At 67.8% G+C, this 26079-nt stretch carries 21 protein-coding genes; 13 read left to right on the top strand and 8 right to left on the bottom strand.

Translation table 11 applies throughout. From position 1 onward, the window contains the following. Positions 1-110: 110 nt before the first annotated feature. On the top strand, positions 111-2642 hold the full coding sequence (locus C9412_RS20200) for a glycoside hydrolase family 3 protein (RefSeq protein WP_107233238.1): 2532 nt from the start codon (positions 111-113) through the stop codon (positions 2640-2642). Between the two features lie 367 nt (positions 2643-3009). On the opposite strand, the gene rho is transcribed toward C9412_RS20200, so the two are convergent. Both rho and trxA read right to left on the bottom strand, forming a co-directional pair. Beyond that, entirely contained in the window at positions 3010-4767 is a 1758-nt protein-coding gene (gene rho / locus C9412_RS20190; RefSeq protein WP_107233236.1) for a transcription termination factor Rho, read from the bottom strand. 228 nt (positions 4768-4995) lie between these two features. Continuing rightward, positions 4996-5325: a thioredoxin gene (trxA, locus tag C9412_RS20185; protein ID WP_005411275.1), complete on the bottom strand. Its 330-nt coding sequence runs from the start codon at positions 5323-5325 to the stop codon at positions 4996-4998. Positions 5326-5838: 513 nt separating this feature from the next. Here trxA and rhlB point away from each other — a divergent pair. The 5 genes from rhlB to ung all read left to right on the top strand — a co-directional run bounded on the left by rhlB (position 5839) and on the right by ung (position 10950). Further along, complete coding sequence (gene rhlB / locus C9412_RS20175; protein ID WP_107233235.1) at positions 5839-7560, top strand: ATP-dependent RNA helicase RhlB; 1722 nt, start codon at positions 5839-5841, stop codon at positions 7558-7560. Positions 7561-7739: 179 nt separating this feature from the next. Continuing rightward, the gene (ftsE, locus tag C9412_RS20170) at positions 7740-8426 is read left to right on the top strand and encodes a cell division ATP-binding protein FtsE (protein ID WP_014648630.1); all 687 of its coding nucleotides are present in this window, start codon (positions 7740-7742) and stop codon (positions 8424-8426) included. A 3-nt stretch (positions 8427-8429) separates the two neighbouring features. Beyond that, entirely contained in the window at positions 8430-9377 is a 948-nt protein-coding gene (ftsX, locus tag C9412_RS20165) for a permease-like cell division protein FtsX (RefSeq protein WP_107233234.1), read from the top strand. 7 nt (positions 9378-9384) lie between these two features. Continuing rightward, complete coding sequence (locus tag C9412_RS20160; RefSeq protein WP_049424094.1) at positions 9385-10227, top strand: response regulator; 843 nt, start codon at positions 9385-9387, stop codon at positions 10225-10227. 9 nt (positions 10228-10236) lie between these two features. Continuing rightward, positions 10237-10950 (top strand): uracil-DNA glycosylase, encoded by a 714-nt coding sequence (ung, locus tag C9412_RS20155; protein ID WP_107233233.1) that lies wholly within the window; start codon positions 10237-10239, stop codon positions 10948-10950. A 37-nt stretch (positions 10951-10987) separates the two neighbouring features. Here ung and C9412_RS20150 read toward each other — a convergent pair whose 3' ends face one another. The 3 genes from C9412_RS20150 to C9412_RS20140 form a co-directional block, all read right to left on the bottom strand. Further along, a complete protein-coding gene (locus C9412_RS20150; protein ID WP_258190379.1) occupies positions 10988-12523 on the bottom strand; it encodes a serine hydrolase domain-containing protein in 1536 nt (511 codons plus the stop codon). A 131-nt stretch (positions 12524-12654) separates the two neighbouring features. Further along, positions 12655-14184 carry a M56 family metallopeptidase gene (locus C9412_RS20145; protein ID WP_107233231.1) on the bottom strand — a complete coding sequence of 510 codons (1530 nt, stop codon included), beginning with the start codon at positions 14182-14184 and terminating at the stop codon, positions 12655-12657. Further along, positions 14181-14573: a BlaI/MecI/CopY family transcriptional regulator gene (locus tag C9412_RS20140; RefSeq protein ID WP_107233230.1), complete on the bottom strand. Its 393-nt coding sequence runs from the start codon at positions 14571-14573 to the stop codon at positions 14181-14183. The genes C9412_RS20145 and C9412_RS20140 overlap by 4 nt, the downstream gene beginning before the upstream one ends. Positions 14574-14930: 357 nt before the next feature. Here C9412_RS20140 and rpoH point away from each other — a divergent pair, with 357 nt between their 5' ends. Further along, positions 14931-15806 (top strand): RNA polymerase sigma factor RpoH, encoded by an 876-nt coding sequence (gene rpoH / locus C9412_RS20135; protein ID WP_049428989.1) that lies wholly within the window; start codon positions 14931-14933, stop codon positions 15804-15806. Positions 15807-15988: 182 nt separating this feature from the next. Here the strand turns inward: rpoH and purD are convergent, their stop codons facing one another. The 3 genes from purD to purH are packed head-to-tail and all read right to left on the bottom strand — an operon-like array spanning position 15989 to position 19803. Further along, positions 15989-17272 (bottom strand): phosphoribosylamine--glycine ligase, encoded by a 1284-nt coding sequence (gene purD / locus C9412_RS20130; RefSeq protein WP_107233229.1) that lies wholly within the window; start codon positions 17270-17272, stop codon positions 15989-15991. 58 nt (positions 17273-17330) lie between these two features. After that, entirely contained in the window at positions 17331-18203 is an 873-nt protein-coding gene (locus C9412_RS20125) for a hypothetical protein (protein ID WP_107233228.1), read from the bottom strand. Between the two features lie 16 nt (positions 18204-18219). Next, the gene (purH, locus tag C9412_RS20120) at positions 18220-19803 is read right to left on the bottom strand and encodes a bifunctional phosphoribosylaminoimidazolecarboxamide formyltransferase/IMP cyclohydrolase (protein ID WP_107233227.1); all 1584 of its coding nucleotides are present in this window, start codon (positions 19801-19803) and stop codon (positions 18220-18222) included. Between the two features lie 209 nt (positions 19804-20012). Between purH and C9412_RS20115 the strand changes: the two genes are divergently transcribed. From C9412_RS20115 to C9412_RS20090, 6 genes are read left to right on the top strand one after another with little or no spacing between them, the layout of a single operon-like run. Next, on the top strand, positions 20013-20630 hold the full coding sequence (locus C9412_RS20115; RefSeq protein ID WP_107233226.1) for a CDP-alcohol phosphatidyltransferase family protein: 618 nt from the start codon (positions 20013-20015) through the stop codon (positions 20628-20630). Positions 20631-20664: 34 nt separating this feature from the next. Continuing rightward, positions 20665-22416 carry a bifunctional alpha/beta hydrolase/class I SAM-dependent methyltransferase gene (locus C9412_RS20110; protein WP_107233225.1) on the top strand — a complete coding sequence of 584 codons (1752 nt, stop codon included), beginning with the start codon at positions 20665-20667 and terminating at the stop codon, positions 22414-22416. 23 nt (positions 22417-22439) lie between these two features. Then, positions 22440-23744 (top strand): phosphatase PAP2/dual specificity phosphatase family protein, encoded by a 1305-nt coding sequence (locus C9412_RS20105; RefSeq protein WP_181358720.1) that lies wholly within the window; start codon positions 22440-22442, stop codon positions 23742-23744. After that, positions 23741-24178 carry a hypothetical protein gene (locus C9412_RS20100; RefSeq protein ID WP_107233223.1) on the top strand — a complete coding sequence of 146 codons (438 nt, stop codon included), beginning with the start codon at positions 23741-23743 and terminating at the stop codon, positions 24176-24178. Before C9412_RS20105 ends, C9412_RS20100 begins: the two co-directional genes overlap by 4 nt. Before the next feature lie 13 nt (positions 24179-24191). Beyond that, complete coding sequence (locus C9412_RS20095; protein ID WP_107233222.1) at positions 24192-24821, top strand: lysophospholipid acyltransferase family protein; 630 nt, start codon at positions 24192-24194, stop codon at positions 24819-24821. Further along, the gene (locus C9412_RS20090; RefSeq protein WP_107233221.1) at positions 24818-25813 is read left to right on the top strand and encodes a phosphatidate cytidylyltransferase; all 996 of its coding nucleotides are present in this window, start codon (positions 24818-24820) and stop codon (positions 25811-25813) included. Before C9412_RS20095 ends, C9412_RS20090 begins: the two co-directional genes overlap by 4 nt. The last annotated feature ends 266 nt before the right edge of the window (positions 25814-26079 follow it).

The raw sequence follows: 26079 nt of genomic DNA, 5'->3' as shown, positions 1-26079 counted from the left end.
CGCAGGCGGACTTATATGACAGCGCTGTCAGGAACGTTGCGCGAATGCCCGCGCTGTCGTGCTGCTGCAGGCCCGCACGCCAGGAACATCATCCACGGAGGTAGAGCCCAGTGAATCGCCCCACCCAGACCCTTCTTGCCAGTTGTCTGCTGGCTGCCCTTGCCGTCCCCGCCGGTGCCGCACCGGCCAGCGGCGAACGCCTGCAGGACTGGCCGCGCGTGCACAGCGCGATCGCCACCGATTCGGATATCGAACGCCGCGTGCAGACCATCCTTGCGCAGATGACGCTGGCGCAGAAGATCGGGCAGATGACCCAGGCCGAGATCAAGACGATCACGCCGGAACAGGTACGCCAGTACTACATCGGCTCGGTACTCAACGGCGGCGGCTCCTGGCCGGACATGGACAAGCACGCCGGCGTGCAGGCCTGGCTGACGCTGGCCGATGCCTACCACGCCGCGCCGCTGGCCACCGACGCAAAGACGCCGGTGCCGGTGATCTGGGGGACCGACGCGGTGCACGGCCACAACAACGTACTGGGCGCCACCCTGTTCCCGCACAACATCGGCCTGGGCGCGGCCGGCGATGCCGAACTCATCGAGCGCATCGGCGAGGCGACCGCGCGCTCGGTGCGCGCCACCGGTATCGGCTGGGTGTTCGCGCCGACCCTGGCAGTGGCCCACGATCCGCGTTGGGGACGCACCTATGAAAGCTATTCGTCCGACCCCAGCGTGATCCGTCGCTTCGCCCATGCCTACGTCAAGGGCGCGCAGGGTACGTTCAAGGATGACGGCAACGTGGTCACCACGGCCAAGCACTACCTGGGGGATGGCGCCACCGACAATGGCCGTGACCAGGGCGAGGCGCTGGTCGACAAGACCACCATGATCAACGTTCACGCGCAGGGCTACTACGGCGCGCTGGGCGAAGGCGCACAGACGGTGATGGCCTCGTTCAACAGCTGGAACGACCGCGCGGCGGGGATCGACTACGGCAAGATGCATGGCAGCAAGGCGCTGCTGACCGATGCGCTGAAGGACAAGATGGGCTTCGACGGCTTCGTCGTCTCCGACTGGAACGGCATCGCGCAGGTGCCGGGCTGCCGCAACGACAGCTGTGCGCAGGCCATCAACGCCGGCATCGACATGGTGATGGTGCCCGATGACTGGAAGGCGTTCATTGCCAACACCACCGCGCAGGTGCAGAGCGGCGAGATTCCGATGGCGCGCATCGATGATGCAGTGACGCGCATCCTGCGGGTGAAGCTGCGCGCCGGCTTGTTCGAGCACAAGCCGTCCGACAGCCGTTATGCCGGTGATGCCACCGCCGTGCAGCACCGCGAACTGGCGCGCCGCGCGGTGCGCGAATCGCTGGTGCTGCTGAAGAACGAAGGCAAGGTGCTGCCGCTACGCCGTGATGCGCGCGTACTGGTGGTCGGCAAGGGGGCCGACAACATCGGCGACCAGTCCGGGGGCTGGTCGCTGACCTGGCAGGGTACCGAGAACAAGAACGCCGATTTCCCCAATGCCGATTCGGTGCTGGGCGCGCTGCGCGCCGAACTCGGCGCAGACAAGATCAGCTTCAGCGCCGATGGCCGGGGCATCGACCCGAAGGCCTTCGACGTGGTGCTGGCGGTGATCGGTGAAACGCCCTACGCCGAGACCAACGGCGACATCCTGCCCTCCGACACGGTCAGCCACAGCCGCGCCTACCCACGGGACCTGGCAGTGCTGAAGGCCGCCGCAGCCACCGGCAAGCCAGTGGTGACGGTCTACCTGTCCGGGCGGCCGATGTACACCAACGACCTGCTCAACCTGTCCAGCGCGTTCGTGGCGGCGTGGCTGCCCGGTACCGAAGGCAAGGGCGTGACCGATGTGCTGGTGGCCGGCAAGGATGGCAAACCCGCACACGACTTCCGTGGCCGCCTGAGCTTCCCGTGGCCGGGCGCGCCGTGCCCGGCGCCGATCGACCGCCCCGATGCGGGCAAGCCTGCGCTGTTCGCGCTCGGCTATGGCCTGAGTTACGCGAAGGGCGGCAAGGTCGCGCGGCTCGACGAGGCCACCCCGGACAGCTGCGGCGAAGTGACCGTGCTGCCGATCTTCAACCGTGCCGACACGCCGCCGTTCGCGCTGCACGTGGCCGCAGGCGGCGCCACCCAGCCACTGGGCAACGATCTGAATGCCACGCTGCGCTGGCCTGCTGGCACGCCGGTGGTGCAGGTGCGTACCGTGCAGGTGAACACCCAGCAGGATGCCAGGGAGGTGACCTGGTCGGCGCCCGCGCAGCTGATCGCGCGCAGCACCTCGCGTCGCAATCTCGGTGCACTGGCGCGCAGCAACGGCGCGTTGCAGTTCGACGTGCAGCTGGTGAAGCGCCCGGAGTCGGCGGTGAAGGTGACCATGCAGTGCGGTACCGGCTGCGAGGGCGGGGTGGACATTGCCCCGTTGCTGGGCAAGCTCTCCCCCGGCCAGAAGCAGACGGTGACCGTGCCGTTGGCCTGCTTCGCCAGGCAGGGGGTGGATCTGGGCGCGGTGGAGGCGCCGTTCGTGGTCAGCGCGGACAAGCCGTTCGCCGCGGCCTTCACCCAGGTCAAGCTGACCGCCAACACGGCCAATGCCGAGGGGGCCTTGACCTGCCCGTGATGTAGGCGGGTGCGTCCGGGCAGGCATCCACGCGTGGCGTGGATCTACTGGCCGGATCTGCTCGGGTGGGTGCCGACCGTTGGTCGGCACCGACGCCGCATTCCCCCTGCGCTCTGCAACTTCTTGCATGGCCAAGGTCGGTCCATGCCAGGGAAGATGGATGACTGTGCCCAAGGTCATCCATCATGCGACGCTTTCTCCAGGCCCTGCGGATCATTCCCTGTGCGACGCATCGGCCGCACTTCATCGAACCGCATCTGCCGCGACCTCGGCCTGGACCCGCGCGAAATCTGCCGGTAGATCCACGCCATGCGTGGATGCGCCGTTCCCGAGGCAAAAAAAAGCCCCGCAGTGCGGGGCTTTCTTCTTAGCGCTTCATCGAACCGAAGAACTCGTCGTTGGACTTGGTGTTCTTCATCTTGTCCAGCAGGAATTCCATCGCGGCCATTTCATCCATCGGATGCAGCAGCTTGCGCAGGATCCAGATCTTCTGCAGCAGCTCCGGCTCGATCAGCAGGTCTTCGCGGCGGGTGCCGGAACGGTTGATGTCGATGGCCGGGAACACGCGCTTTTCAGCGATGCGGCGGCTCAGGTGCACTTCGCTGTTGCCGGTGCCCTTGAACTCTTCGTAGATCACCTCGTCCATCTTCGAGCCGGTGTCGACCAGCGCGGTGGCGATGATGGTCAGGCTGCCGCCTTCTTCCACGTTGCGCGCGGCACCGAAGAAGCGCTTCGGGCGGTGCAGGGCGTTGGCATCCACACCACCGGTCAGCACCTTGCCCGAGCTCGGCACCACGTTGTTGTAGGCGCGGGCCAGGCGGGTGATCGAGTCCAGCAGGATCACCACGTCCTTCTTGTGCTCGACCAGGCGCTTGGCGCGCTCGATGACCATTTCGGCCACCTGCACGTGGCGCGCGGCCGGCTCGTCGAAGGTCGAGCTGATGACCTCGCCGCGCACGGTGCGCTGCATTTCGGTCACTTCTTCCGGGCGCTCGTCGATCAGCAGCACGATCAGGTGCACGTCCGGATGGTTGGTGGTGATGGCCGTGGCCACCTGCTGCATCATCATGGTCTTGCCGGCCTTCGGCTGCGACACGATGAGCGAGCGCTGGCCCTTGCCCTGCGGCGCCATCAGATCGAGGATGCGGCCGGTGATGTCTTCCGACGAACCGTTGCCACGCTCCAGGGTGAAGCGACGGCGCGGGAACAGCGCGGTCAGGTTCTCGAACAGCACCTTGTTCTTCGACGCTTCCAGCGGCTCACCATTGATGGTGTCCACGATCGACAGCGCGAAGTAGCGCTCGCCGTCCTTCGGGAAGCGGATGCGGCCGGACAGGTGGTCGCCGGTGCGCAGGTTGAAGCGGCGGATCTGGCTGGGCGAGATGTAGGTGTCGTCCGGGCCGGCCAGGTAGCTCGCTTCGGCTGCACGCAGGAAACCGAAGCCGTCGGGCAGGATTTCCAGCACGCCATCGGCGGCGACGCCATCGCCGTGGCGGGTCAGCACCTTCAGCAGCGCGAAGATCACGTCCTGCTTGCGGGCGCGGGCGACGCCTTCGGAAATCTGCAGCTGCTCGGCAATCTCCAGCAGCTTCTGCGCCGGCATGCGCTTGAGATCGCTCAGCGAGTAGACCGGGAAACCTTCCGGCACATTGGCGTGCGGGCGCGGCACGAACGGCTGCTGGTCGCCGCCATCGTTGGGCATGCCGTCATCGCGGAAGCGGCCGCCGTTGCCACCGCCATTGCGATCACGGTCGCGGCGGTTGCGGAAGCGGTCACGGCGGTTGCCCTGGCCCTGGCCTTGCTGGTTCTGGTTGTACGGATTCTGGTTCTGGTTCTGACCACCACCCTGGTGGTTCTGCTGCCGCGGCTGGCCGGATTCGCGGCCCTCACCGCCTTCGCCGCCGCCACTGCTGGCGGGGGCCTCGGCGGCGGGCGCGCTCGGCGCAGGGGGCGCAGCGGCCGGCGCCGGCGCTTCGGGCGCGGCTGCCAGCGGCAGGGTCGGCTGCGCCGGAGCGGCGCTGGTTTCGGCGGCGGCCGGAGCGGCTGCCTTGCTTACGCGGGCCTTGCGCACGCGCTTTTCGGCGGGCGCTTCAGCGCTGCCGGTTTCGGGAGTGTTATCGGACAAGAGCGTTATTCCTCGCTTGAAGGTGCGAGCGCCCGGCTGGGGCGGCGAACGTTGGGAATGGGTCTGGAAGAAACGGCGTCCAGAGGGTGCGGCACGCGAACGCGGCCGGATATGCCGACACTATCATCGGCCCGCGGCGCCGTGCAAGGGTCGCCGGGAACAGCATTCATCATGGACGCGGTGCGCCCGACGGCAGCCGCACGCGGCGGCTGCCGTGAAACAGCAGGATCAGGCCAGCGCCTTGTCCAGCAGGCCGGCCAGCTGGGCCTTGCCCACCGCACCGATCTGCTCGCCGACCTTCTCGCCGTCCTTGAACACGACCAGGTACGGAATCGAACGCACGTGGTACTTGGCGGCCAGCGCACGGTTGTGGTCGACGTTGACCTTGGCGATCTTGGCGCGGCCCTGGTAGGCATCGGCCAGTTCGTCCAGCGCCGGGGCGATCATCTTGCACGGGCCACACCACTCGGCCCAGAAATCGACCAGCACCGGTTCCTTGGAATTCAGCACTGCGCTATCAAAGTCGGCGTCGCCGACATGTACAACCTTGTCGCTCATCTTGGTTTCTCGTCTTGGATTGCACCCGGCCATGCCGGAGGTGGGTGAACTGGGCCATGCCCGGTGGCGCGACCCTCGTCGTTGCCTCGCGGCGCTCTGCCGCGGTGCGTTCGGCGGGATGCCTGGACGCTCACGGCCGGCAGTGTACCCCTATCGCAGGGCAGGGACAGGCGCCGGCTGGAACCCAGCGTATCGTGATCGCTTCGAAGCCCGGTATGTGTCGGATTTCACTGTCTTCCAGGAAATGGGGATGGCAGCCGGCGACACCAGCAGCGGCGGGCAGGGGCGTTCAAGTGCGGTGTGGCTGGGTGAAGATGGGTGTGTCTCGCAGCGCTGTGAGACGTGCCATTCCGGTTTGCCGGCTCGAGTGCGTTAAACTGGGGCATTGTGCGGCGTGCGGACCGGGTGGTCCCTGCCTGCCAACCCGCCGCAGGGGCCGCAGTTTGCGACGGTGCCCCTAGACGATGAAGTGCCGCCCGCCCCACGGGCCGACGGCCATACCAAGACGGACCCATGAGCGACAAACCGCTGACCGATTTGACCTTCTCCTCCTTCGAGCTGCATCCGGCCCTGCAGGCCGGCCTTGAAGGAGCCGGATTCACCCGTTGCACCCCGATCCAGGCACTGACCCTGCCGGTCGCGCTGGCCGGCGGTGATGTTGCCGGCCAGGCCCAGACCGGCACCGGCAAGACCCTGGCCTTCCTGGTCGCTGTCGTGAACCGCCTGCTGAGCCGGCCGGCGCTGGCCGACCGCAAGCCGGAAGACCCGCGCGCGCTGATCCTCGCGCCGACCCGCGAACTGGCCATCCAGATCCACAAGGATGCGGTGAAGTTCGGCTCCGACCTCGGCCTGCGCTTCGCGCTGGTCTACGGCGGCGTCGACTACGACAAGCAGCGCGAGATCCTGCAGCAGGGCGTGGACGTGATCATCGCCACCCCGGGCCGCCTGATCGATTACGTCAAGCAGCACAAGGTGGTCTCGCTGCACGCCTGCGAGATCTGCGTGCTGGACGAAGCCGACCGCATGTTCGATCTGGGCTTCATCAAGGACATCCGCTTCCTGCTGCGCCGCATGCCCGAGCGCACCATCCGGCAGACCCTGCTGTTCAGCGCCACGCTCAGCCACCGCGTGCTGGAGCTGGCCTACGAGCACATGAACGAGCCGCAGAAGCTGGTGGTCGAAGCCGAAACCATCACCGCCGCGCGGGTGCGCCAGCGCATCTACTTCCCGGCCGACGACGAGAAGATTCCGCTGCTGCTGGGCCTGCTCTCGCGCAGCGAAGGCGCACGCACCATGGTGTTCGTCAACACCAAGGTGTTCGTCGAGCGCGTGGCCCGTTCGCTGGAAAAGGCCGGCTACCGCGTCGGCGTGCTGTCCGGTGACGTGCCGCAGAAGAAGCGCGAGAGCCTGCTCAACCGCTTCCAGAAGGGCCAGCTGGAAATCCTGGTGGCCACCGACGTGGCCGCGCGTGGCCTGCACATCGACGGCATCAAGTACGTCTACAACTACGACCTGCCGTTCGATGCCGAAGACTACGTGCACCGCATCGGCCGTACCGCGCGCCTGGGTGAAGAGGGCGATGCGATCAGCTTCGCCTGCGAGCGCTACGCGATGGGCCTGCCGGACATCGAGGCCTACATCGAGCAGAAGATTCCGTCCGAGCCGGTCACCAAGGAACTGTTGACCGCGCTGCCGCGCCCGGAACGCCCGGCCCCGGCCGCTGGCGAGGAAGGCGAGGAGAACGAGAGCGTCGGCCAGATCTTCCGCGAAGCGCGTGAAGCCCGCGCCGCCGAGGAAGAGCGTCGTGGCGGTGGCCGCAGTGGCGGCCGCTCCGGCGGTGGTCGTGGCGAGCGTCGCGACGGTGAGCGCAGCGGCGAACGCCGTTCGCGCGGCCCGCGCAAGCCGCGCGTGGAAGGCGAACAGGCGGCCGCCGCACCGGCCGAAGGTGCCGAAGCCGCCGTGGCCCAGGCGCCGCGCCCGCCGCGTCCGCCGCGTGCCGAAGGTGCGCCGGAAGGTGCCGCCGAGGGCGATCGCAAGCCGCGCAAGCGCCGCCGTCGTCGCCACGGCCGCCCGGTCGAGGGTGCCGAGGGCGTGCAGGCCACGGCCGGCAACGGCGCCAGCCCGGTCACCCCGGTGCAGGTGGTGGCCAAGCCGGTGCGCACCGCTGCCGATACCGGCGATTCGTTCCTGACCCGCATCGGCCGCAAGATCCGCCGGATGCTGTCGGGCAACTAAGTGGTAGCGCCCGACCGTTGGTCGGGCGGCCTTGAGAGGTGTGCCGACCAACGGTCGGCACCCACCAGGCCGGACCGGTAGCACCCGACCGTTGGTCGGGTGGCTTCGCAGGGGTGTGCCGACCAGCGGTTGGCACCCACCATCTCCACGCCGTCGCGCCGCTCCTGCATAATCGGGGCATGAGTGTCCTGCGCTTCGACAATGTCAGCAAACAGTACGCCGGTGGCCACGAAGCCCTGATCGATGTCAGCTTCGAGGTCGCGCCGGGCGAGATGCTGTTCGTCACCGGCCATTCCGGTGCGGGCAAAAGCACCCTGCTCAAGTTGATCCACCTCGACGAACGGCCCAGCCGCGGCGCGGTGGTGTTCGACGAGCGCAACCTGCTGAAGGTGCGCGGTGGCGACGTCCCGCGCCATCGGCGCGCGGTCGGTGCGGTCTACCAGGACCACCGCCTGCTGATGGACCGTTCGATTGCCGAGAATGTGGCGCTGCCGCTGATCCTGCGCGGCACCCGTCGCGGCGATATCAGCAAGCGCGTGCGCTCGGTGCTCGAGCGCATGGGCCTGGGCCACCGCGAGAAGGCGCTGCCTTCGCAGCTGTCCGCGGGCGAGCAGCAGCGCGTTGGCATCGCCCGCGCCATCGTCGGCGAACCCAAGCTGCTGGTGGCCGACGAGCCGACCGGCAACCTCGACCCGACCCTGGCGGCGGAAATCATGGCGCTGTTCGCCGAACTGCCCTCACGCGGCACCAGCGTGCTGGTGGTCAGCCACGATCTGCCGCTGCTGCGCCGCATGCGCAAGCGCGTGCTGATCCTCGACCACGGCCGGCTGGTGGACGACATCTCGCCGCAGGACCTGGCGGAGTAACCCATGGCCAAGAACGAAAACAGCGAAGCCGCCGCACCCTCGCGCGTGGGCGTCTGGTTCCAGCACCACGCGCACAGCGTGGTGTTCAGCCTCGGCCGCGCCTTCCGCAAGCCGTGGGCGACCCTGCTGACGGTGATGGTCATGGCGCTGGCGCTGGCCCTGCCGCTGGGGCTGTCGATCGCGCTGGACAACCTCAAGCAGTTCGCCGGCAGCGTGCAGCAGTCGCGCGACATCAATGTGTTCCTCAAGGGCAATGTCGATGGCCCCGCTGCGCTGCGCCTGGCTGGTCAGCTGCGTGACCGCGATGACGTGGCCGAAGTAAACGTGCGCACGCCCGAGCAGGGCCTGCAGGAGCTGCGCGATGCCGGGCTCGGCGAGGCGATCGATGCGCTCAACGACAATCCGCTGCCGTCGCTGCTGGTGATCACCCCCGGCCAGGGCAAGGACGACGCACGCCTGGCACGCGCGCTGGAGAGCCTGCCCGAGGCCGACCTGGTGCAGCACGATGCGCTGTGGCGCCAGCGCCTGGACGCCTGGCTGGCGTTCGGTGCGCGGCTGGTGCAGGTGCTGTCGGTGCTGCTTGGCGCGGGTGCCGCGCTGGTGGTCGGCAACACCGTGCGCCTGGATATCCAGGCCCGTCGCGAAGAAATCGGCGTGCTGCAGCTGCTCGGTGCCAGCGATGGCTTCATCCGCCGCCCGTTCCTCTATCTGGGCGCCTGGTACGGCCTCGGCGCCGGCGCGGTGGCGCTGGCCCTGATCGGCGCGGCCGGTGCCGCGCTGCGCCTGCCGCTGGCCGAGCTGTCGCGCAGCTACGGCAGCCCGTTCGTGCTGCACGGTCTGGACCTGCTGCATGGCAGCCTGGTCCTGCTGGGCACGCTGCTGCTGGGCTGGCTGGGCGCGTGGCTGGTGACCGGCCACTTCCTCCGCCAGACCCGCCCGACCGACACCTGAGACCAGCATGCAACCGCAAGCGCTGAAGCACCTTGAAGGGCCCGCGACGCGGGTGATGGTGGTCGACGGGTCGAAGCTGGTGCGCAAGCTGATCGCCGACGTCCTGCAGCGTGACCTGCCGGGCGTGGAGGTGATCGGCTGCGACAGCATCGAGGACGCGCAGCAGGCGCTGGCACAGGGTCCGGTGGACCTGGTGACGACCTCGCTGACCCTGCGCGATGGCGACGGCCTGGCGCTGGCGCGGATGGTCCGTGAAGCCGCCGGCCAGGCCTACGTGCCGGTGATCGTGGTCTCCGGCGATGCCCAGCAGCACCTGGAACAGCGCCGCTTCACCGAGTACGTCACCGACTATTTCGACAAGGCGCTCGGCCACGAGGCGCTGGCGACCTTCATCCGCGGCTATGTGCAGCCGCAGACCATTCCCGGCGCCACCATCCTCTACATCGAGGACAGCCGCGTGGTGGCTGAGGCCACCAAGCGCATGCTCGAACGCCAGCAGCTGAACGTGCTGCACGTGGTCAGTGCCGAGGAAGCATTCACCCTGCTCACTGCCGAGTCGCTGGGCCGCAGCCGCCACCGCATCGACCTGGTGCTGACCGACGTCACCCTGAAGGGCGAACTGAGCGGCCGCGACGTGGTGCAGCGCGTACGCGTCGACTTCGGCTACGGCAAGCGCCGCCTGCCGGTGCTGGTGATGACCGGCGACGGCAACCCGCACAACCAGACCGGGCTGCTGCAGTCCGGCGCCAACGACCTGGTGCTCAAGCCGATCGAAGAACGGCTGCTGGTCACCAAGGTGCTGTTCCAGCTGCGCCTGGCCCGATTGAACGATGGACCTCTGTTGCGATGAAGTATTGCGATGATCGATGAAGTAACCGACACCCCGACGATCCAGCTCGAACCGAGCTGGAAGCAGCATGTCGGTCATTACCTGCTGCAGCCGCAGATGCGTGAGTTGTCCGCGTTCCTGCGCCAGCGCAAGGCCGGTGGTGCGGCGGTGTTCCCGCCCGGCCCGCAGATCTTCGCTGCGTTCGACGCCACGCCGTTCGAACAGGTGAAGGTGGTGATCCTTGGCCAGGACCCGTATCACGGCCGTGGCCAGGCCCATGGCCTGAGCTTCTCGGTGCAGCCGGGCGTACCGGTGCCGCCATCGCTGCTGAACATCTACAAGGAGATCGAGAGCGATCTCGGTCTCCCGCGCCCGGACCACGGCTGCCTGATTCCATGGGCACAACGCGGCGTGCTGCTGCTCAACGCCGTGTTGACGGTGGAAGAGGGCAAGGCCGGTGCGCACCAGGGCCGTGGCTGGGAGGGCTTCACCGATCACGTGGTGGATGTGCTCAACCGCGAACGCGAAGGCCTGGTGTTCATGCTCTGGGGCGCCTATGCACAGCAGAAGGGCAAGGTCATCGACACCCGCCGCCATCGCGTGCTGAAGGCGCCGCACCCGTCGCCGCTGTCGGCGCACCGGGGGTTCCTCGGCTGCCGGCACTTCTCGATGGCCAACGAGTACCTGCAGCGCCGTGGCCAGACGCCGATCGACTGGTCGCTGCCACCGCGTTCGGCGTTCTGAGCGGACCGGGCAGGGGCCCGGCACCGTCAGCGATCAATCAGTTCCCTGCTGCCGGTGCAGTGTCCGCGCGCCGGTAGTAGGCACGCGCGCCTTCGGCGATCACGCTCAGCGCCTGGACGCGGCCATCGCCGCCGCGGTGGAACAGCAGCTCCGCCCCTACACTGCCAGCCAGGAAGCGGACCGGCGTCAGCGGCAGCAGCGCGACCGGCGCATCACGCCCTGGCAGACGCAACTGCAAGCCCGCGTCGACCGCCTGCACGTCCAGGGTGGTGGCCTCGAACCAGTCGGCCAGGCTGCTGCGCACATCCATCGGCAGAGTGTCATCGAGCACGAAGCGGCCGCTGAAGCGCGCGTAGCTGTCCACCAGCAGTGCCGGATCCAGCGTGCGGATGAGCGGCTTGGCGTTATGGCCGAGTGCATCGGACAAGGCGTTGCGGATTTCTCCGCGCAATGCGGAGCCGTTGTCGCCGTTGGTCAGGATGACGAACCCGTCGCCGCTCTCCGGATAGCCTTCGATGCCGGCGTGATAGCTGTCGTTGCTGCCGTTGTGGAAGAAGCGGCGGCTGGCGCCGGCACCGGCCAGCTCCGGGCCCAGGCCGCGGCCGGCCGGCGCCACTTCGCTGACCATCTGCAGGGCCAGCGGTTGCGGCAGCCAACCTTGCTGGGTGCGGATGCTGCGCAGCAGGGCCGCGACGAACAGGCCCATATCGTTGGCGCTGGTCCACAGGCCCGACGCCGCCTGTTCGGGAAAACTCTGCCAACCGCGCGGCAGGGCCTCCGCCTGGCCCTTGCTGTCGTGCGCATGGGCGACGTTGCCGTAGCGGGCTGGCAGGGGGGTCTGGTAAGTGCTGCGCGACATGCCCAGCGGCGCGAACACCTCGCGGCGGGCGACGTCGGCGAAGGGGGCGCCGGTCAGGTCTTCGATCGCCAGCTGCACCACGGTGTAGCCGCCACCGGAGTAGTCGACCTGCTGGCCGGGTGCGTGGATCAGCCGGATCGCTTCATTCTTTGCGGGCGGTTGTCCTTCCAGGGTCTGCAGCAGGGTCGGCAGGCGCTCGGCGGGCTGATAGTCCTGGAAGCCGTGCACATTGAAGCCGGCGGTGTGCGAGAGCAGCATGCGCAGATTGATCGGCGCCTGCTGCCCCTGCGCATCAGCAGGCAGATGCCAGCGACGCAGCCGAGCATCGATGTCTTCTTCCAGCGTGACCTTGCCGGCAGCCACCAGTTTCAGGGCGGTGGCTGCCGTTCCCATCTTGCTGACCGAACCCACCGAGAACACGGTGTCGGCATCCACCGCATCGTGGGTGCCGGCCTGGCGAACGCCGAATCCCGCGGCATAGACCACCTGGCCGTTGCGGACCACTGCAACCGCCGCCCCCGGCACCTTGTGGTGGGCCAGGCGCTCGGTGATCGACCACCGTGGTGGCGCAGCGCCCAGCACGGCGGTGCCCGGTCGCAGGCCATGGGCCATCGCTTGGGCAAAACGCGCCGTGTCCTCGCCGGGGGCCTCAATGGCCATCGCGTGGAACGGTGCCAGGGCGACCAGCAGTGAACACAGCAACTGGGGTTTCATCATCGACATCCTTGCAGGAGAGGAAGAAAGGGCGGCGGTGGCGCACGCGTTGCCACGCACGCCTGCCGCGTCCGGTCGTTGCGGGTGGAACGGGGTATCGCCGCACTGCAGGAGGCAATGCGGCAGCGGCGTCAGCGTCGTTCGCGGCGGGCGCCCTGCGCCAGCAGGTAGTCGCGCACGGCGGTGGTGCCGGCCTGGTTCAGCGGTGTTCGCCAGCGTCCGAGCCAGCCGTCGGCTTCCACGCCCAGATTGATGTCGGCGCCCTGCGCGAGCAGGTACTGCACGGTGACCAGGTGGCCCTCGCGCGAGGCATTGATCAAGGGTGTCTCGTCATAGGTCACCACCCGGTTGACGTCGGCCCCGGCCTGCACCAGCCGCTCGACGATGGGTTGCAGACCCAGCGCGGAGGCGACGATCAGCGGGTTGCCTTCGCCCAGGGCGGCGCGATCGGGGTCGGCTCCCAGCCGCAGCAGGGCGTCGACCATCGCCAGGTCGCGAGCGCGGATGGCCTGGATCAGTGCCGTGCCATCGCCGAGCACGCGCGCATCGAGATCGATGCCTGCCGCAGCCAACGCGTGGACCTGGGCGATGTCATGGGTGCTGGCGGCGCGCAGAAGATCGTTGGTGCGCGTATCGGAGGACGCGGGCGCCGACGGTGGCGCCAGCCGTGGTGAGACGGCCACCGCGGTGGCCGTGCAGCCCAGCAGAAGCGTCAGCCCCAGCATCAGGCGGCTGCGCCGCCGCGGTGCCGGTGGTGCAGTCTCGACGAGCTGATCGATGCGCTGCGCCAGCTGGCTGCGCGCGCCGAACATGCCCAGCGCCAGCGTCGGCGCCTCTTCGCGCAGGGCCTGCAGCTGTTCGACACTGGCCAGCAGTGAACCCGCATAGTCCAGCGGTTCGCGTGCCTGCAGCGCGGCACGTGCATCGCAGGCCATTTCGCGCAGTACCGCCAGGCGTGCCTGGGCAACGTGCAGGAGCGGATTCCACCAGAACAGTGCAACCCCTGCGCGCAGCACTGTGCTTGCCCACAGGTCGCGGCGTTGCAGGTGTGCGACCTCATGGCGGACGATGTCGCGCAGCACGCTGTTGTCCAGCCGCGCCAGCAGCGGGCGCGGCAGCAGGATCGTTGGGCGCCACAGACCGACGACCATCGGCCCGTCGACGGCGCAGGTGGCGATCGGCACATGGTCGGGTACGACCCCGGCCAGTGCTGCGCGCAGTTCGTCGGTTGCCGGTTGTGCCAACCGCAGCAACCGGCGTGCCTGCAGCACCGCATCGAGCAGGCGCATGCCCAGCCACAGCGTGCCCAGCAGCCAAAGCGCCGCCAATACGGTCGGCAATGTCTTCGGCAGTTCGACGTAATAGATGTCGGGTTGTCGTCCGGCTTCGTAGACGGCCTCGGCCATCGTCGCCCCTTCGCCAGGCATGGGGTGAAGCGCCGGAGCCGTCGGCGCAGGCGTGGGCAGCGTGGTCGACCAGCCTGGCAGGAAGGCACTGAGCGGCAACAGCAGGGCGATCGCCATCGCGGCGGTCAGCAGCCAGGAGCGTTGTTCGGTGCTCAGGGTTGGCCGCCGTGCGAGCCACAGCGCTGGCAGCAGCACAACCGCGGACAACAGCAACTGTCGAACGCCCAGCGCCATCGCCAGGTCGATGAGGTTCATGGCTTCCTCCCGGCCCTGGCATCGCTGATGCGCTGCTGCAGTGCCTGCAGTTCGTTGCGGTCGATTTCGCGTTCGTCCACCAGGTGTTGCGCCAGCACATTCGGTGAGCCGTCGAAGAACTGCAGCAGCAGATGGTCCAGTGCCTGCCGGCGCGCCTGCTGGCGGCTGAGCGTGGCGTGGTAGATGTAGGCACGGCCTTCCTGGCGATGGCTGACGAAGCCTTTCCGCGCCAGTACGTTGAACATGGTCAGCACCGTGGTGTAGGCGACCGGCTTGTGTTCGCCGAGCACATCGGCCACTTCACGCACGGAAGCCTCGCCCTTGTCCCAGAGGATGTCCAGGATGGCCTGCTCGGCCGGCGTAGGGGTCTGGGAGACGGGACGGGCCATGGCATCTACGTATGAATTAGTTGATGCATCGGAGCATGCTGCTGCGGAGCTGTCAACGGGTTTCTTAGTAGTAACGCGCCGCCCCTGTGGGGCTCGGGCCTGAACCCCGGGCAACGTCTTGGGCCCTGAATGGGCCTTCGGGCCGGCCCGTTCAGCTCCGCTTGACCGGATTCGGCCGGTTTCCGGTGGGTAATTGCTTGAATTCCAAGGGATTGTGAATCCCGAAAAGCATGCTCGCCACTGTCATCAAATCGCGCTACGGTAGGGCTCTGTTTGAGACCAGTGTTGCATCAATAGGACGCTGGAACTTTTTCCTCCTTTAGCAGTCCAAATCCCGGACTGCTAAGATGGGTGCCTATGAGCCAGAACACCTCTACTGCCCTTGTGGCAAACAATCTCCCGATTCCCAGTGCGCTCGGTTCGCTGGACGCCTACATCGGTGCCGTGCACCAGATCCCGGTGCTGTCGGTCGATGACGAACAGGACCTGGCCCGTCGTTTCCGCGACGGCAATGATCTGGACGCCGCCCGCGAGCTGGTGCATTCGCACCTGCGCTTCGTGGTGCACGTGGCCCGTGGCTACAACGGCTACGGTCTTGCGCTGGGCGACCTGATCCAGGAAGGCAACATCGGCCTGATGAAGGCGGTCAAGCGCTTCGACCCCGAAATGGGCGTGCGCCTGGTGTCCTTCGCCGTGCACTGGATCCGTGCCGAAATGCACGAGTTCATCCTGAAGAACTGGCGCATCGTGAAGGTCGCCACCACCAAGGCGCAGCGCAAGCTGTTCTTCAACCTGCGCAAGTCGAAGACGCGCCTGGGCTGGATGAACGCGGCCGAAGTCAGCGCGGTGGCCAAGGACCTGAACGTGTCCGAGCGCGAGGTCATGGAAATGGAATCGCGCCTGTCCGGTCGCGATATCGGTTTCGATGCGCCGACCGACGAGGACAACGAACACGCGCCGCCGTCGCCGGCTGCGTTCCTGGTCGCCAACGACGAAGATCCGTCGATGGCCTATGAGCGTGCCGACAGCGAAGACAACCAGATGCAGCTGTTGCGCGAAGGCCTGGCCGAACTGGACGCACGTTCGCGCGACATCATCCGCCGCCGCTGGCTGGATGCCGACAGCAAGGTGACGCTGCAGGAGCTGGCTGACGAGTACGGCGTGTCGGCCGAGCGCATCCGCCAGGTGGAAGCGAACGCACTGAAGAAGATGAAGGCGCTGTTCACCGCGTAAGGCGGGGTGGCGTTGAAGCAATGAAAAGGCCCGGCAATGCCGGGCCTTTTTGTTTTTCGCGGCGCTCTCATCCACGCATGGCGTGGATCTACCCCAAGCCTCGCATGATCGACGTCATGCATGGATGCGGCAAGATCCAGTGGATCCACGCCATGCGTGGATGCCCTGATGCCGCGCGAGCCTCACCCCTCGCGTGCGATCGCGCGCCAGCCGATGTCGTTGCGGTGGAACTCGTTCGCCCACGTCACCTTGGCTACGCCGGCGTAGGCATTGGCCTGCGCGTCGCGCACGCTCTCGCCCAGCGCAGCCACGCACAGCACGCGACCGCCCGCGCTGAGCACCTGGCCCTGCGCGTCCAGCGTGGTGCCGGCATGGAACACCTTGGCACTGGCCGGCACGTCGCCCAGGCCGGAAATCACATCACCGATGATCGGCGCTTCCGGATAAGGCTTGGCCGCCATCACCACGCCCAGCGACGGGCGCGCGTCCCACTGCGCCTGCACCTGGTCCAGGCGGCCATCGATCGCCGCTTCCACCAGCTCCACCAGGTCCGACTGCAGGCGCAGCATCACCGGCTGGGTTTCCGGATCGCCGAAACGCACGTTGAATTCGATCACCTTCGGCGCGCCGCTGGCATCGATCATCAGGCCGGCGTAGAGGAAGCCGGTGAACGGGATGCCGTCGGCGATCATGCCCTGCACGGTCGGGTTCACCACCTCGCGCATCACCCGTGCGTGCACTTCCGCGGTGACCACCGGGGCCGGCGAGTACGCGCCCATACCGCCGGTGTTCGGGCCGGTATCGCCGTCGCCGACGCGCTTGTGGTCCTGCGAGGTGGCCATCGGCAGCGCGTGCACGCCGTCCACCATCGAAATGAAGCTGGCTTCCTCGCCGTCGAGGAACTCCTCGATCACCACGCGCGCACCGGCATCGCCGAAGGCGTTGCCCGACAGCATGTCACGCACGGCCTCTTCGGCTTCGGCCAGGGTCATCGCCACGATCACGCCCTTGCCGGCGGCCAGGCCATCGGCCTTGACCACGATCGGGGCGCCCTTGTCGCGGATGTAGGCCAGCGCCGCGTCCACCTCGGTGTGCACGGCGTAGAACGCGGTGGGAATGTTGTGGCGGGCCAGGAAATCCTTGGCGTAGGCCTTGCTGCCTTCCAGCTGGGCGGCGGCGGCGGTCGGCCCGAAGATGCGCAGGCCGGCGGCGCGGAAGCGGTCAACTACGCCGGCTACCAGCGGTACTTCCGGGCCGACCACGGTCAGCGCCACGCCTTCGGCCTGGGCCAGTGCCAGCAGGCCGTCGATGTCGGTGACCTTGACCGCCACGTTGCGGCACTTGTCTTCGCTGGCGGTGCCGGCGTTGCCGGGCGCCACGATCACTTCGGTGACACGGGAGGACTGGGCCAGCTTCCATGCCAGGGCGTGTTCGCGGCCGCCTGAGCCGATGACAAGTACGTTCATCACGAGATTCCAGATTGCGTGGGAAGGGAAGGTCGATGTCCCCGGCGGCGCGCGTGCTTCACTCGCAGCCCTCGCGTCGCAGCGACTCGGGGAAGGGATAGGCCCAGGTCTTCGGGTCCAGGGTAAAGCGGTATTCCTGCCGGACCTGCTTGCCGCCACAGGTGGTGCCGGTTTCCTCGATCAGCAGCGGCCAGACGCGCGCGCTGCGGTCGCTGTCGTCGAAACGCAGTGCGAAATCGATGCTGAAGCGGCGGTTGCGGCAGCTCTCGGCATTGTCGGGATCGGTGCCGGCGTCGACGTTCTCGCATTCGTACTGCGCGTCATTGTCGATATGGCTGCGCACGCTGCCACTGGCCACCAGGCCGTTCGGGCCCGGCAGGATCAGCGACTGCGAGAGCAGCGAGAAGCCCTGCCCGAACCAGCCGTCCTCGACCCGGAAGCCATAGAAGTCGCTGCCGGCGCGGATGATGCTGGCGGTGCCGGGCTGGCCGCCGCTGCCGAAGCGCTCGCCGGTCAGTTCACTGGTCACCTCGAAGCCATCGCCCTTGGGCCGCAGCACGAAGAAGTCGATCGTTCCCGGGTCGATGTGTGCGCCTTCGGACAGTGCGCCGCACACCGCCAGCAACTGCTGCCAGCTGTCACCGCTCACCACCGGTTGCTCGGCGCAGACCTGCCAGTCCATCGGACGGGTTTCGCCGTCGTCGACCCAGCTGCCGTGCCATTCACCGGACAGCTTGGCGTTCTTGCCGTAGCGCTGGACCAGGAAGGCCTGCAGCCGCGCGGTGCGGCTGATCTGCGCCGTCGGCTCGGCAGGCGCCGCAGGGGCGGCCTGCAGCGCAGGCGCGGGGGCCGCTGCAGGCTTGCACCCGGCCAGCATGGCGGCGCCCGCGAGGGCGAGCACGGCCAGCGATTTCAGTGAGACTGCGGACATCCGTGTCGCTCCAGCATCAGTGGCGGAAGTGGCGCACGCCGGTGAACACCATGGCCAGGCCATGTTCGTCGGCGGCGGCGATCACTTCGGCATCGCGCATCGAACCGCCCGGCTGGATCACCGCCTTGATGCCGGCGGCGGCAGCAGCATCGATGCCATCGCGGAACGGGAAGAACGCGTCGGAGGCCATCACCGAACCTTCGACCACCAGGTTCGCGTCAGCGGCCTTGATGCCAGCGATGCGCGCCGAGTACACGCGGCTCATCTGGCCGGCACCGACACCGATGGTGCGGTTGTCCTTGGCGTAGACGATCGCGTTGGACTTCACGAACTTGGCCACCTTCCAGGCGAACAGCAGGTCGGTGAACTGCTTGTCGGTCGGCGCCAGCTTGCTGACCACCTTCAGTTCGTCGCGGGTCATGCCGCGGTTGTCCGACGACTGCAGCAGCAGGCCCGAGCCGACGCGCTTGCTGTCGAAGTTGTTCAGGCCATCACCGTGCGGGATGCGCAGCACGCGCACGTTGGCCTTCTTCTGCGCGTACTCCAGCGCGGCCGGCTCGTAGTCCGGGGCGATCAGCACTTCGACGAACTGGCGGTCCAGGATCACCTTGGCGGTGGCGGCGTCCAGCGGCTTGTTGAAGGCGATGATGCCGCCGAAGGCGCTGGTCGGGTCGGTGGCATAGGCCAGCTCGTAGGCATCGCCATTGCCAGCGCCGACGGCCACGCCGCACGGGTTGGCGTGCTTGACGATGACGCAGGCCGGCGCATCGAACTGGCGCACGCATTCCCACGCCGCATCGGCATCGGCCAGGTTGTTGTAGCTCAGCTCCTTGCCCTGCAGCTGCTGGAAGGTGGCCAGCGTGCCCGGCACCGGGTACAGGTCGCGGTAGAACGCGCCGCTCTGGTGCGGGTTCTCGCCGTAGCGCAGGTCCATCACCTTGACGAAGGTGGAATTCATCTGCGCCGGGTACTCGGCACGCGCCGGTACGTCGGCGTCGGTGGCGGTGACCGCCGACAGGTAGTTGCTGATGGCCGCGTCGTACTGGGCCACGCGGTTGAACGCGGCCACCGAGAACGCGAAGCGGGTGGCAGCGCTCAGCTGGCCGTCGTTGGCTTCAAGCGAGGCCAGCAGTTCGGCGTACTGCGACGGGTCGGTGGCCACCGCCACGCGGGCGAAGTTCTTGGCTGCCGAGCGCAGCATCGCCGGGCCGCCGATGTCGATGTTCTCCACCGCGTCGGCCAGGGTGCAGTCGGCCTTGGCGGTGACCGCTTCGAACGGGTACAGGTTCAGCACCAGCAGGTCGATGGCGCCGATGCCATGCTCGGCCATCACCGCATCATCCAGGCCTGAACGGCCCAGCAGGCCGCCGTGCACCATCGGGTGCAGGGTCTTGACCCGGCCGTCCATCATTTCCGGGAAGCCGGTGACGTCGGCCACGTCCTTCACCGCCAGACCGGCATCGCGGATCGCCTTGGCGGTACCGCCGGTGGACAACAGCTCCACGCCGCGTGCCGCCAGCGCAGTGGCCAGCTCGACCAGGCCGGTCTTGTCGGAAACGGAGAGGAGGGCCCGGCGGACGGGCAACAGATCAGCAGTCATGGGACAGAATCGGCAGCGGAGCGGGGCCGATATTGTAGGCGGTGGGGGCCGGCGGCGGGCGCCGCCGGGCGAAATCGGCGGCCGGCGCGGGACTGTGGCCGCCTTCGGCACAGCCCGGTGGGCCGCAGACTGCAAGCAATCCGATGCGGCGGCACCGCCCCGATCGGGTAGGCTGTGCCCGGACTGCCAAGGATCCGCAGGGACAGATCGTGTCGATCTATGCATTGAAAGGACGTTTCCAGGACCTGTTGCGTCCGGCCGTGCGCGGCCTGTACCGCACAGGTATCACCGCCAACGCGGTGACCGTGGCCGCCGCCGTGGTCTCGCTGCTGGTGGCCGCCGCGGTGTGGTGCTGCGCGCCGGCGCAACCGTGGCTGTACCTGCTGCTGCCGCTGTGGATGTTGCTGCGCATGGCGCTCAATGCGGTGGACGGCATGCTGGCACGCGAGTTCGGCCAGCAGTCGCGGCTGGGCGCCTATCTGAACGAGTTGTGCGATGTGATCGCCGACGCGGCGCTGTACCTGAGCCTGTTGAGCGTGCCGGGCGTGCGGCCGGAGGCCCTGTGGTTGCTGGCCTGGACCGCGGCGCTGAGCGAATACGCCGGCGTACTGGGGCTGATGGCCGGTGCCAGCCGCCGCTATGACGGCCCGATGGGCAAGAGCGACCGCGCGTTCGTGATCGGTGCGCTGGGCCTGCTGCTGGCGTTCGAGTGGGTTGGCGCGATGACGGTCACTGGCGTGGCCGCAGCCATGGCGGTGCTGTGCGTGCTGACGATGATCAACCGCGTCCGTCGCGGACTGCAGGAAGCGGCGGTTTCGCCGAATTAATCAAGCAGATACAAAAAGACAATCAGGAGATTGCATGCGTCAGGCGCAGGAACGGGAATTCCACAGCTTCGACCAGGTACCGCTGTTCTACCGGTACTGGCCGGGCAGCACCGCCACCCCGGCGGCCAAGGCCATCGTGCTGCTGCATCGCGGCCACGAGCATTCCGGCCGGGTCACCCATCTGGTCGATGAGCTGGACCTGCCCGATACGGCTTTCTTTGCCTGGGATGCGCGCGGCAATGGCCGTTCGCCGGGCGTGCGTGGCGATGCCCCTGGATTCCCTGCGCTGGTACGTGACCTGGACAGTTTCATCGCGCACATCGGTGCCGAGCACGGCATCGCGGTGGAAGACATCGTGGTGATCGCGCAGAGCGTGGGTGCGGTCGTTGCCGCCACCTGGGTGCATGACTACGCGCCGCGCCTGCGCGCGCTGGTGATGGCCTCGCCGGCGTTCAAGGTGAAGCTGTACGTGCCGTTCGCACGGCCGGGCCTGGCGTTGATGCAGAAACTGCGCGGCAATTTCTTCGTCAACAGCTACGTCAAGCCGCAGTGGCTGACCCATGACCCGGCGCGGGTGGAGAGTTACCGCACCGATCCGTTGATCACCCGGCCGATTTCAGTGCGTGTGCTGCTGGGCCTGTACGAGGCCGCCGACCGCATCGTGGCCGATGCACAGGCGATCAGCGTGCCGGTGCAGCTGCTGGTATCCGGTTCGGACTTCGTGGTGCACCGTGGCCCGCAGGATCGCTTCTACGAACGCCTGTCGAGTCCGATCAAGGAGCGCGTGCACCTGCCGGGCTTCTTCCACGACACCCTGGGCGAGCGTGATCGCGCGCCCGCACTGGCGCGCATCCGCAACTTCGTCCAGGCACGTTTTGCCGAACCGCTGCGCGAAGTGTCGCGGCGCGATGCGCACCGTCATGGCCCGACCTTCGAAGAATCCGAGATTCTGTCGTGGCCGCCCGAACGCAACAGCCTGGCGGATCTGCGCTGGCGCGTGGTGCGCGGTGGCCTGCGCTTCGGTGGCACGCTGTCCGAAGGAATCGCGCTGGGCCTGCAGACCGGTTTCGATTCAGGCAGCACGCTGGATTACATCTACCGCGACCAGGCACGCGGCAAGGGCCCGTTGGGGCGCATGGTCGACCGCAACTACCTCGATGCGATCGGTTGGCGCGGCATCCGGGTGCGTGGCCAGCACCTGCAGGAACTGCTGCGCGACGCTGCCCAGCGCCTGCGCGGGCAGGGCACGCCGGTGCGTGTGCTGGACGTCGCCGCCGGTCATGGCCGCTATGTGCTGGAAGCGTTGGGCCAGGGCGAACAGCGCGCCGATCGCATCGTGCTGCGTGACTTCAGCGATCTGAACGTGACCCAGGGTCAGGCCCTGATTGAACGCCTGGGTGCGGCCGATATCGCCCGCTTCGAGCAGGGCGATGCGTTCGATCCGGCGCAGCTGGCACAGGTGGACCCGGCGCCGACGCTGGCGGTGGTGTCGGGCCTGTACGAACTGTTCCCTGACAACGACGCGGTGCTGCGCTCGCTGCAGGGCATTGCCGCAACCGTGCCGGTGGGCGGTTACCTGGCCTACACCGGCCAGCCCTGGCACCCGCAGCTGGAATTCATCGCCCGCGCGCTGACCAGCCATCGCGGTGGCGCAGCGTGGGTGATGCGTCGCCGTACCCAGCAGGAGATGGATGAGCTGGTGCGCCTGGCCGGATTCGAGAAGGTGGCCCAGCGCATCGACGAGTTCGGCATCTTCACCGTGTCGCTGGCGCGCCGGACCGCGTGATGGCGACGCTCGCCGCAACCCCGCTGGCCGCGGAAGGGCGCCCCTGGCGGCGCGCCCTGCTGTGGTTGGCCCTGCTGGGGCCGTTCTTCTTCGCCAGCTATGGCTTTGCCAACTGGATGGCTGGCCGCCATGCCGCGCTGCCCGTGGTTGCGTTCGCCTGGGAGGCCCACATTCCGTTCGTGGCGTGGACGATCGTGCCGTACTGGTCGATCGATCTGTTCTACGCCGTCTCGTTCTTCCTGTGCCGGCAGCGGCAGGAACTGGACCGGCATGCGCTGCGCCTGCTCAGTGCACAGCTGATCGCGGTGACCTGCTTCCTGCTGTGGCCGTTGCGTTTCAGCTTCCAGCGGCCAGAGATCGGTGGTGTGTTCGGCTGGCTGTTCGACGTGTTGCTGGGCTTCGACAAGCCGTTCAACCAGGCACCGTCGCTGCACATCGTGCTGCTGATCGTGCTGTGGGTGAAGTTCGCGCAGTACCTGCATGGCGTGTGGCGCTGGGTGCTGCATGTGTGGGCACTGCTGATCGGCGTCTCGGTGCTGACCACGTTCCAGCACCATTTCATCGACATCCCCACCGGCCTGCTGGCCGGTTGGTTGTGCGTCTGGCTGTGGCCGGAGCAGGGCACGCCACCGTTGCGGGCCTGGCATGCCGCACGCGAGGTGAAGCGCTGGCGCCTGGCGGTGCTGTACCTGCTCGGGGCCGCAGCGTTGCTGGTGCCGGTGGTGCTGCTGCGCGGTGCCGCGCTGTGGCTGCTGTGGCCGCTGGTGGCGCTGCTGCTGGTGGCGCTGGCCTATGCCGGGCTGGGCACGGCGGTGTTCCAGAAGCGCGCCGATGGACGCCTGAGCATGGCCGCGCGCTGGCTGCTGGCACCTTATCTGGCGGCAGCATGGATCAATTCGCGGCTGTGGACGCGACGCGCGCCGCAGCCGGTGCCGGTGCTGGATGGCGTGTGGCTGGGGCGCATTCCCTCTGAGGCATTGCCGGCACCCTTGGTGGGCGTGGTCGATGCCTGTGCCGAGCTGTCGTGCCGCGCGCCGGGCGCGGCGTATGCCAGCGTGCCGATGCTGGACCTGGTGGTGCCGAGCGCGGCACAGCTGCGTGAGGCGGCCGAGGCCATCGAGCGCCTGCGTGCGCACGGACCGGTGCTGGGGTGCTGCGCGCTGGGTTACTCGCGCAGTGCGGCCTCGGTGGCGACCTGGTTGCTGCTTACTGGCCGCGCCGTCGACGCCGATGCGGCCGTCGCGATCGTGCGTGCAGCACGTCCGGGCGTCGTGCTGGGGAAGGCGCATCTGCGCGCGATCCGCGTTGCCGCCGGAGACCTGGCATGAACACGATTCCCGATATTGCCGCCATGCAGCTGCTGCTGCGGCAAGGGCGTTGGCCGGCAAGTCTGTCGCTGGGGCTGCTGCTGGTGGCGTTGCTGCTGCTCGGCCTCGAGCCGGGGCTGGCGATGCTTGCCGCTGGCCTGTTGCTGCTCAGCGTGGTGGCAGGCGTCGCCCAGGCCTATCACGCATGGCGGGTGGCGCTGGATGCCAGCCTGCTGCAGCTGCTGTGCGATGAAGGGCTGGACGGTGAAGCCGCTGCGCGCCGGATCGATCAGCTGCTGCACGACAGTAGCCTGCGCCGCGCACGGCCCGATGCGCCGCTGCGCGGCTGGGACGCCCGCTGGGCCGGCATGCGCGGTCTGCTGCTTCGCCAGTACCTGCTGACGGCGGTGCAGCTGGTGCTGGTACTGCTGGCCGTGCTGTGGCCGCAGACGTGAACGGGAGAGATGGATGTTCGCCGAACTGATTGCCCGCGCCTGCAGTGGCGCGATCCATGTGGTGACCGGCGCGCGCGCGCTGTGGATCGGTTGCGCGCCGTCCAGCGAGCACCGCGTCTACTACGGCAACCACGCCAGCCACGGTGACTTCGTGCTGATCTGGTCGTCGATGCCACCGGCCCTGCGCCGCCAGGTGCGTCCGGTGGCGGCGGCCGAGTACTGGCAGCGCGATGGCCTGCGCCGCTACCTGATCGATGCAGTGTTCAACGGCGTGCTGGTCGAGCGCGAGGCCGGGCATCGCCAGCAGGACCCGTTGCAGGTGCTGCGCGAAGCGGTCGATGAAGGCTGTTCGCTGATCCTGTTCCCGGAAGGGACGCGCAACGTGGGCGATGAACCCCTGCTGCCGTTCAAGAGCGGCATCTACCACCTGGCCCGGCAACGGCCGGAACTGGAGTTCGTGCCGGTGTGGATCGACAACCTGAAGCGGGTGATGCCCAAGGGCCGCTTCCTGCCGCTGCCGCTGCTGTGCACGGCCACCTTCGGTACGCCGTTGCGCCTGCAGGCCGATGAGGACAAGGCTGCGTTCCTGGCGCGCAGCCGCCAGGCGCTGCTGGATCTGGCGCCGAATGGGGGGCGTGCATGAGTTTCCTGATCGATGTTTCCGGCGACCTGGCCGCGCAGAGCGTGGGCCAGCAGACCGGCCTGCTGTTCGCCGGCGTCGGTGCGGTGCTGGTACTGGCCACGCTGGTGGCCGAGACCCTTCGCTGGCGCCAGCGCGGGCAACCCAGCGCGGTCATCGCCAACCTGGTCTCGCGCATCCGCGCATGGTGGGTGATGGCCATCGTGGTCGGTGGCGCGCTGCTGTTCGGCCGTGCCGGCGTGATCGTGCTGTTTGCGATCATCTCGCTGTTCGCGCTGCGCGAGTTCATCACCCTGGCGCCGACCCGCTCGGGCGACTACTACGCGCTGCTGGCCGCGTTCTACATCGTGCTGCCGTGGCAGTACTACCTGGTGTGGATCGACTGGTATGGCATGTACACGCTGCTGATTCCGGTCTATGCGTTCCTGTTCCTGCCGATCCTGTCCACCATTGGTGGCGATACCACGCACTACCTGGAGCGTACGGCCAAGGTGCAGTGGGGGCTGATGATCTGCGTGTTCTGCATTTCGCATGTGCCGCTGCTGCTGAACCTGCATGTGCCCGGCCACGACCCGGCGCGCAACGTGCTGCTGTTCGCCTTCCTGGTGATCGTGGTGCAGTCCTCGGACGTGCTGCAGTACATCTGGGGCAAGCTGCTGGGCAAGCACCTGATCGCACCGAAGCTGTCGCCGTCGAAGACGGTGGAGGGGTTCGTCGGCGGCGTGCTGAGCGCCAGTGCGCTGGGTGCGGCGTTGTGGTGGATCACCCCGTTCACCCCGCTGCAGGCGTTCGGCCTGTCGCTGTTGATCAACCTGATGGGGTTCTGGGGCGGCCTGGTGATGTCGGCGATCAAGCGCGACCGCGGCATCAAGGACTGGGGCCACATGATCGAGGGCCATGGCGGCATGCTCGACCGGCTCGATTCGGTGTGCTTTGCCGCGCCGGTGTTCTTCCACGTGGTGCGGTACTACTGGAAGGCGGGCGGCGGCGGGTGATTCTCTGGAGCCGGTAGTGCCGGCCACTGGCCGGCAACGGCAACATCCTGCAATCGCTGATGGGGTTGCCGGCCAGCGGCCGGCACTACCCGGGCGCGCGCCTACGCGCCGGTGTTCTTCCACGTGGTGCGGTACTACTGGAAGGCGGGCGGCGGCGGGTGATTCTCTGGAGCGGTAGTGCCGGCCGCTGGCCGGCAACGGCAACATCCTGCAATCGCTGATGGGGTTGCCGGCCAGCGGCCGGCACTACCCGGGCGCGCGCCTAC

The organism is Stenotrophomonas sp. Nf1 (assembly GCF_003028475.1).
In the GTDB taxonomy this organism is placed as follows: domain Bacteria; phylum Pseudomonadota; class Gammaproteobacteria; order Xanthomonadales; family Xanthomonadaceae; genus Stenotrophomonas.
Note: the sequence above shows the minus strand (reverse complement) of the source record. Positions and strands in the feature narration are given on the sequence as shown.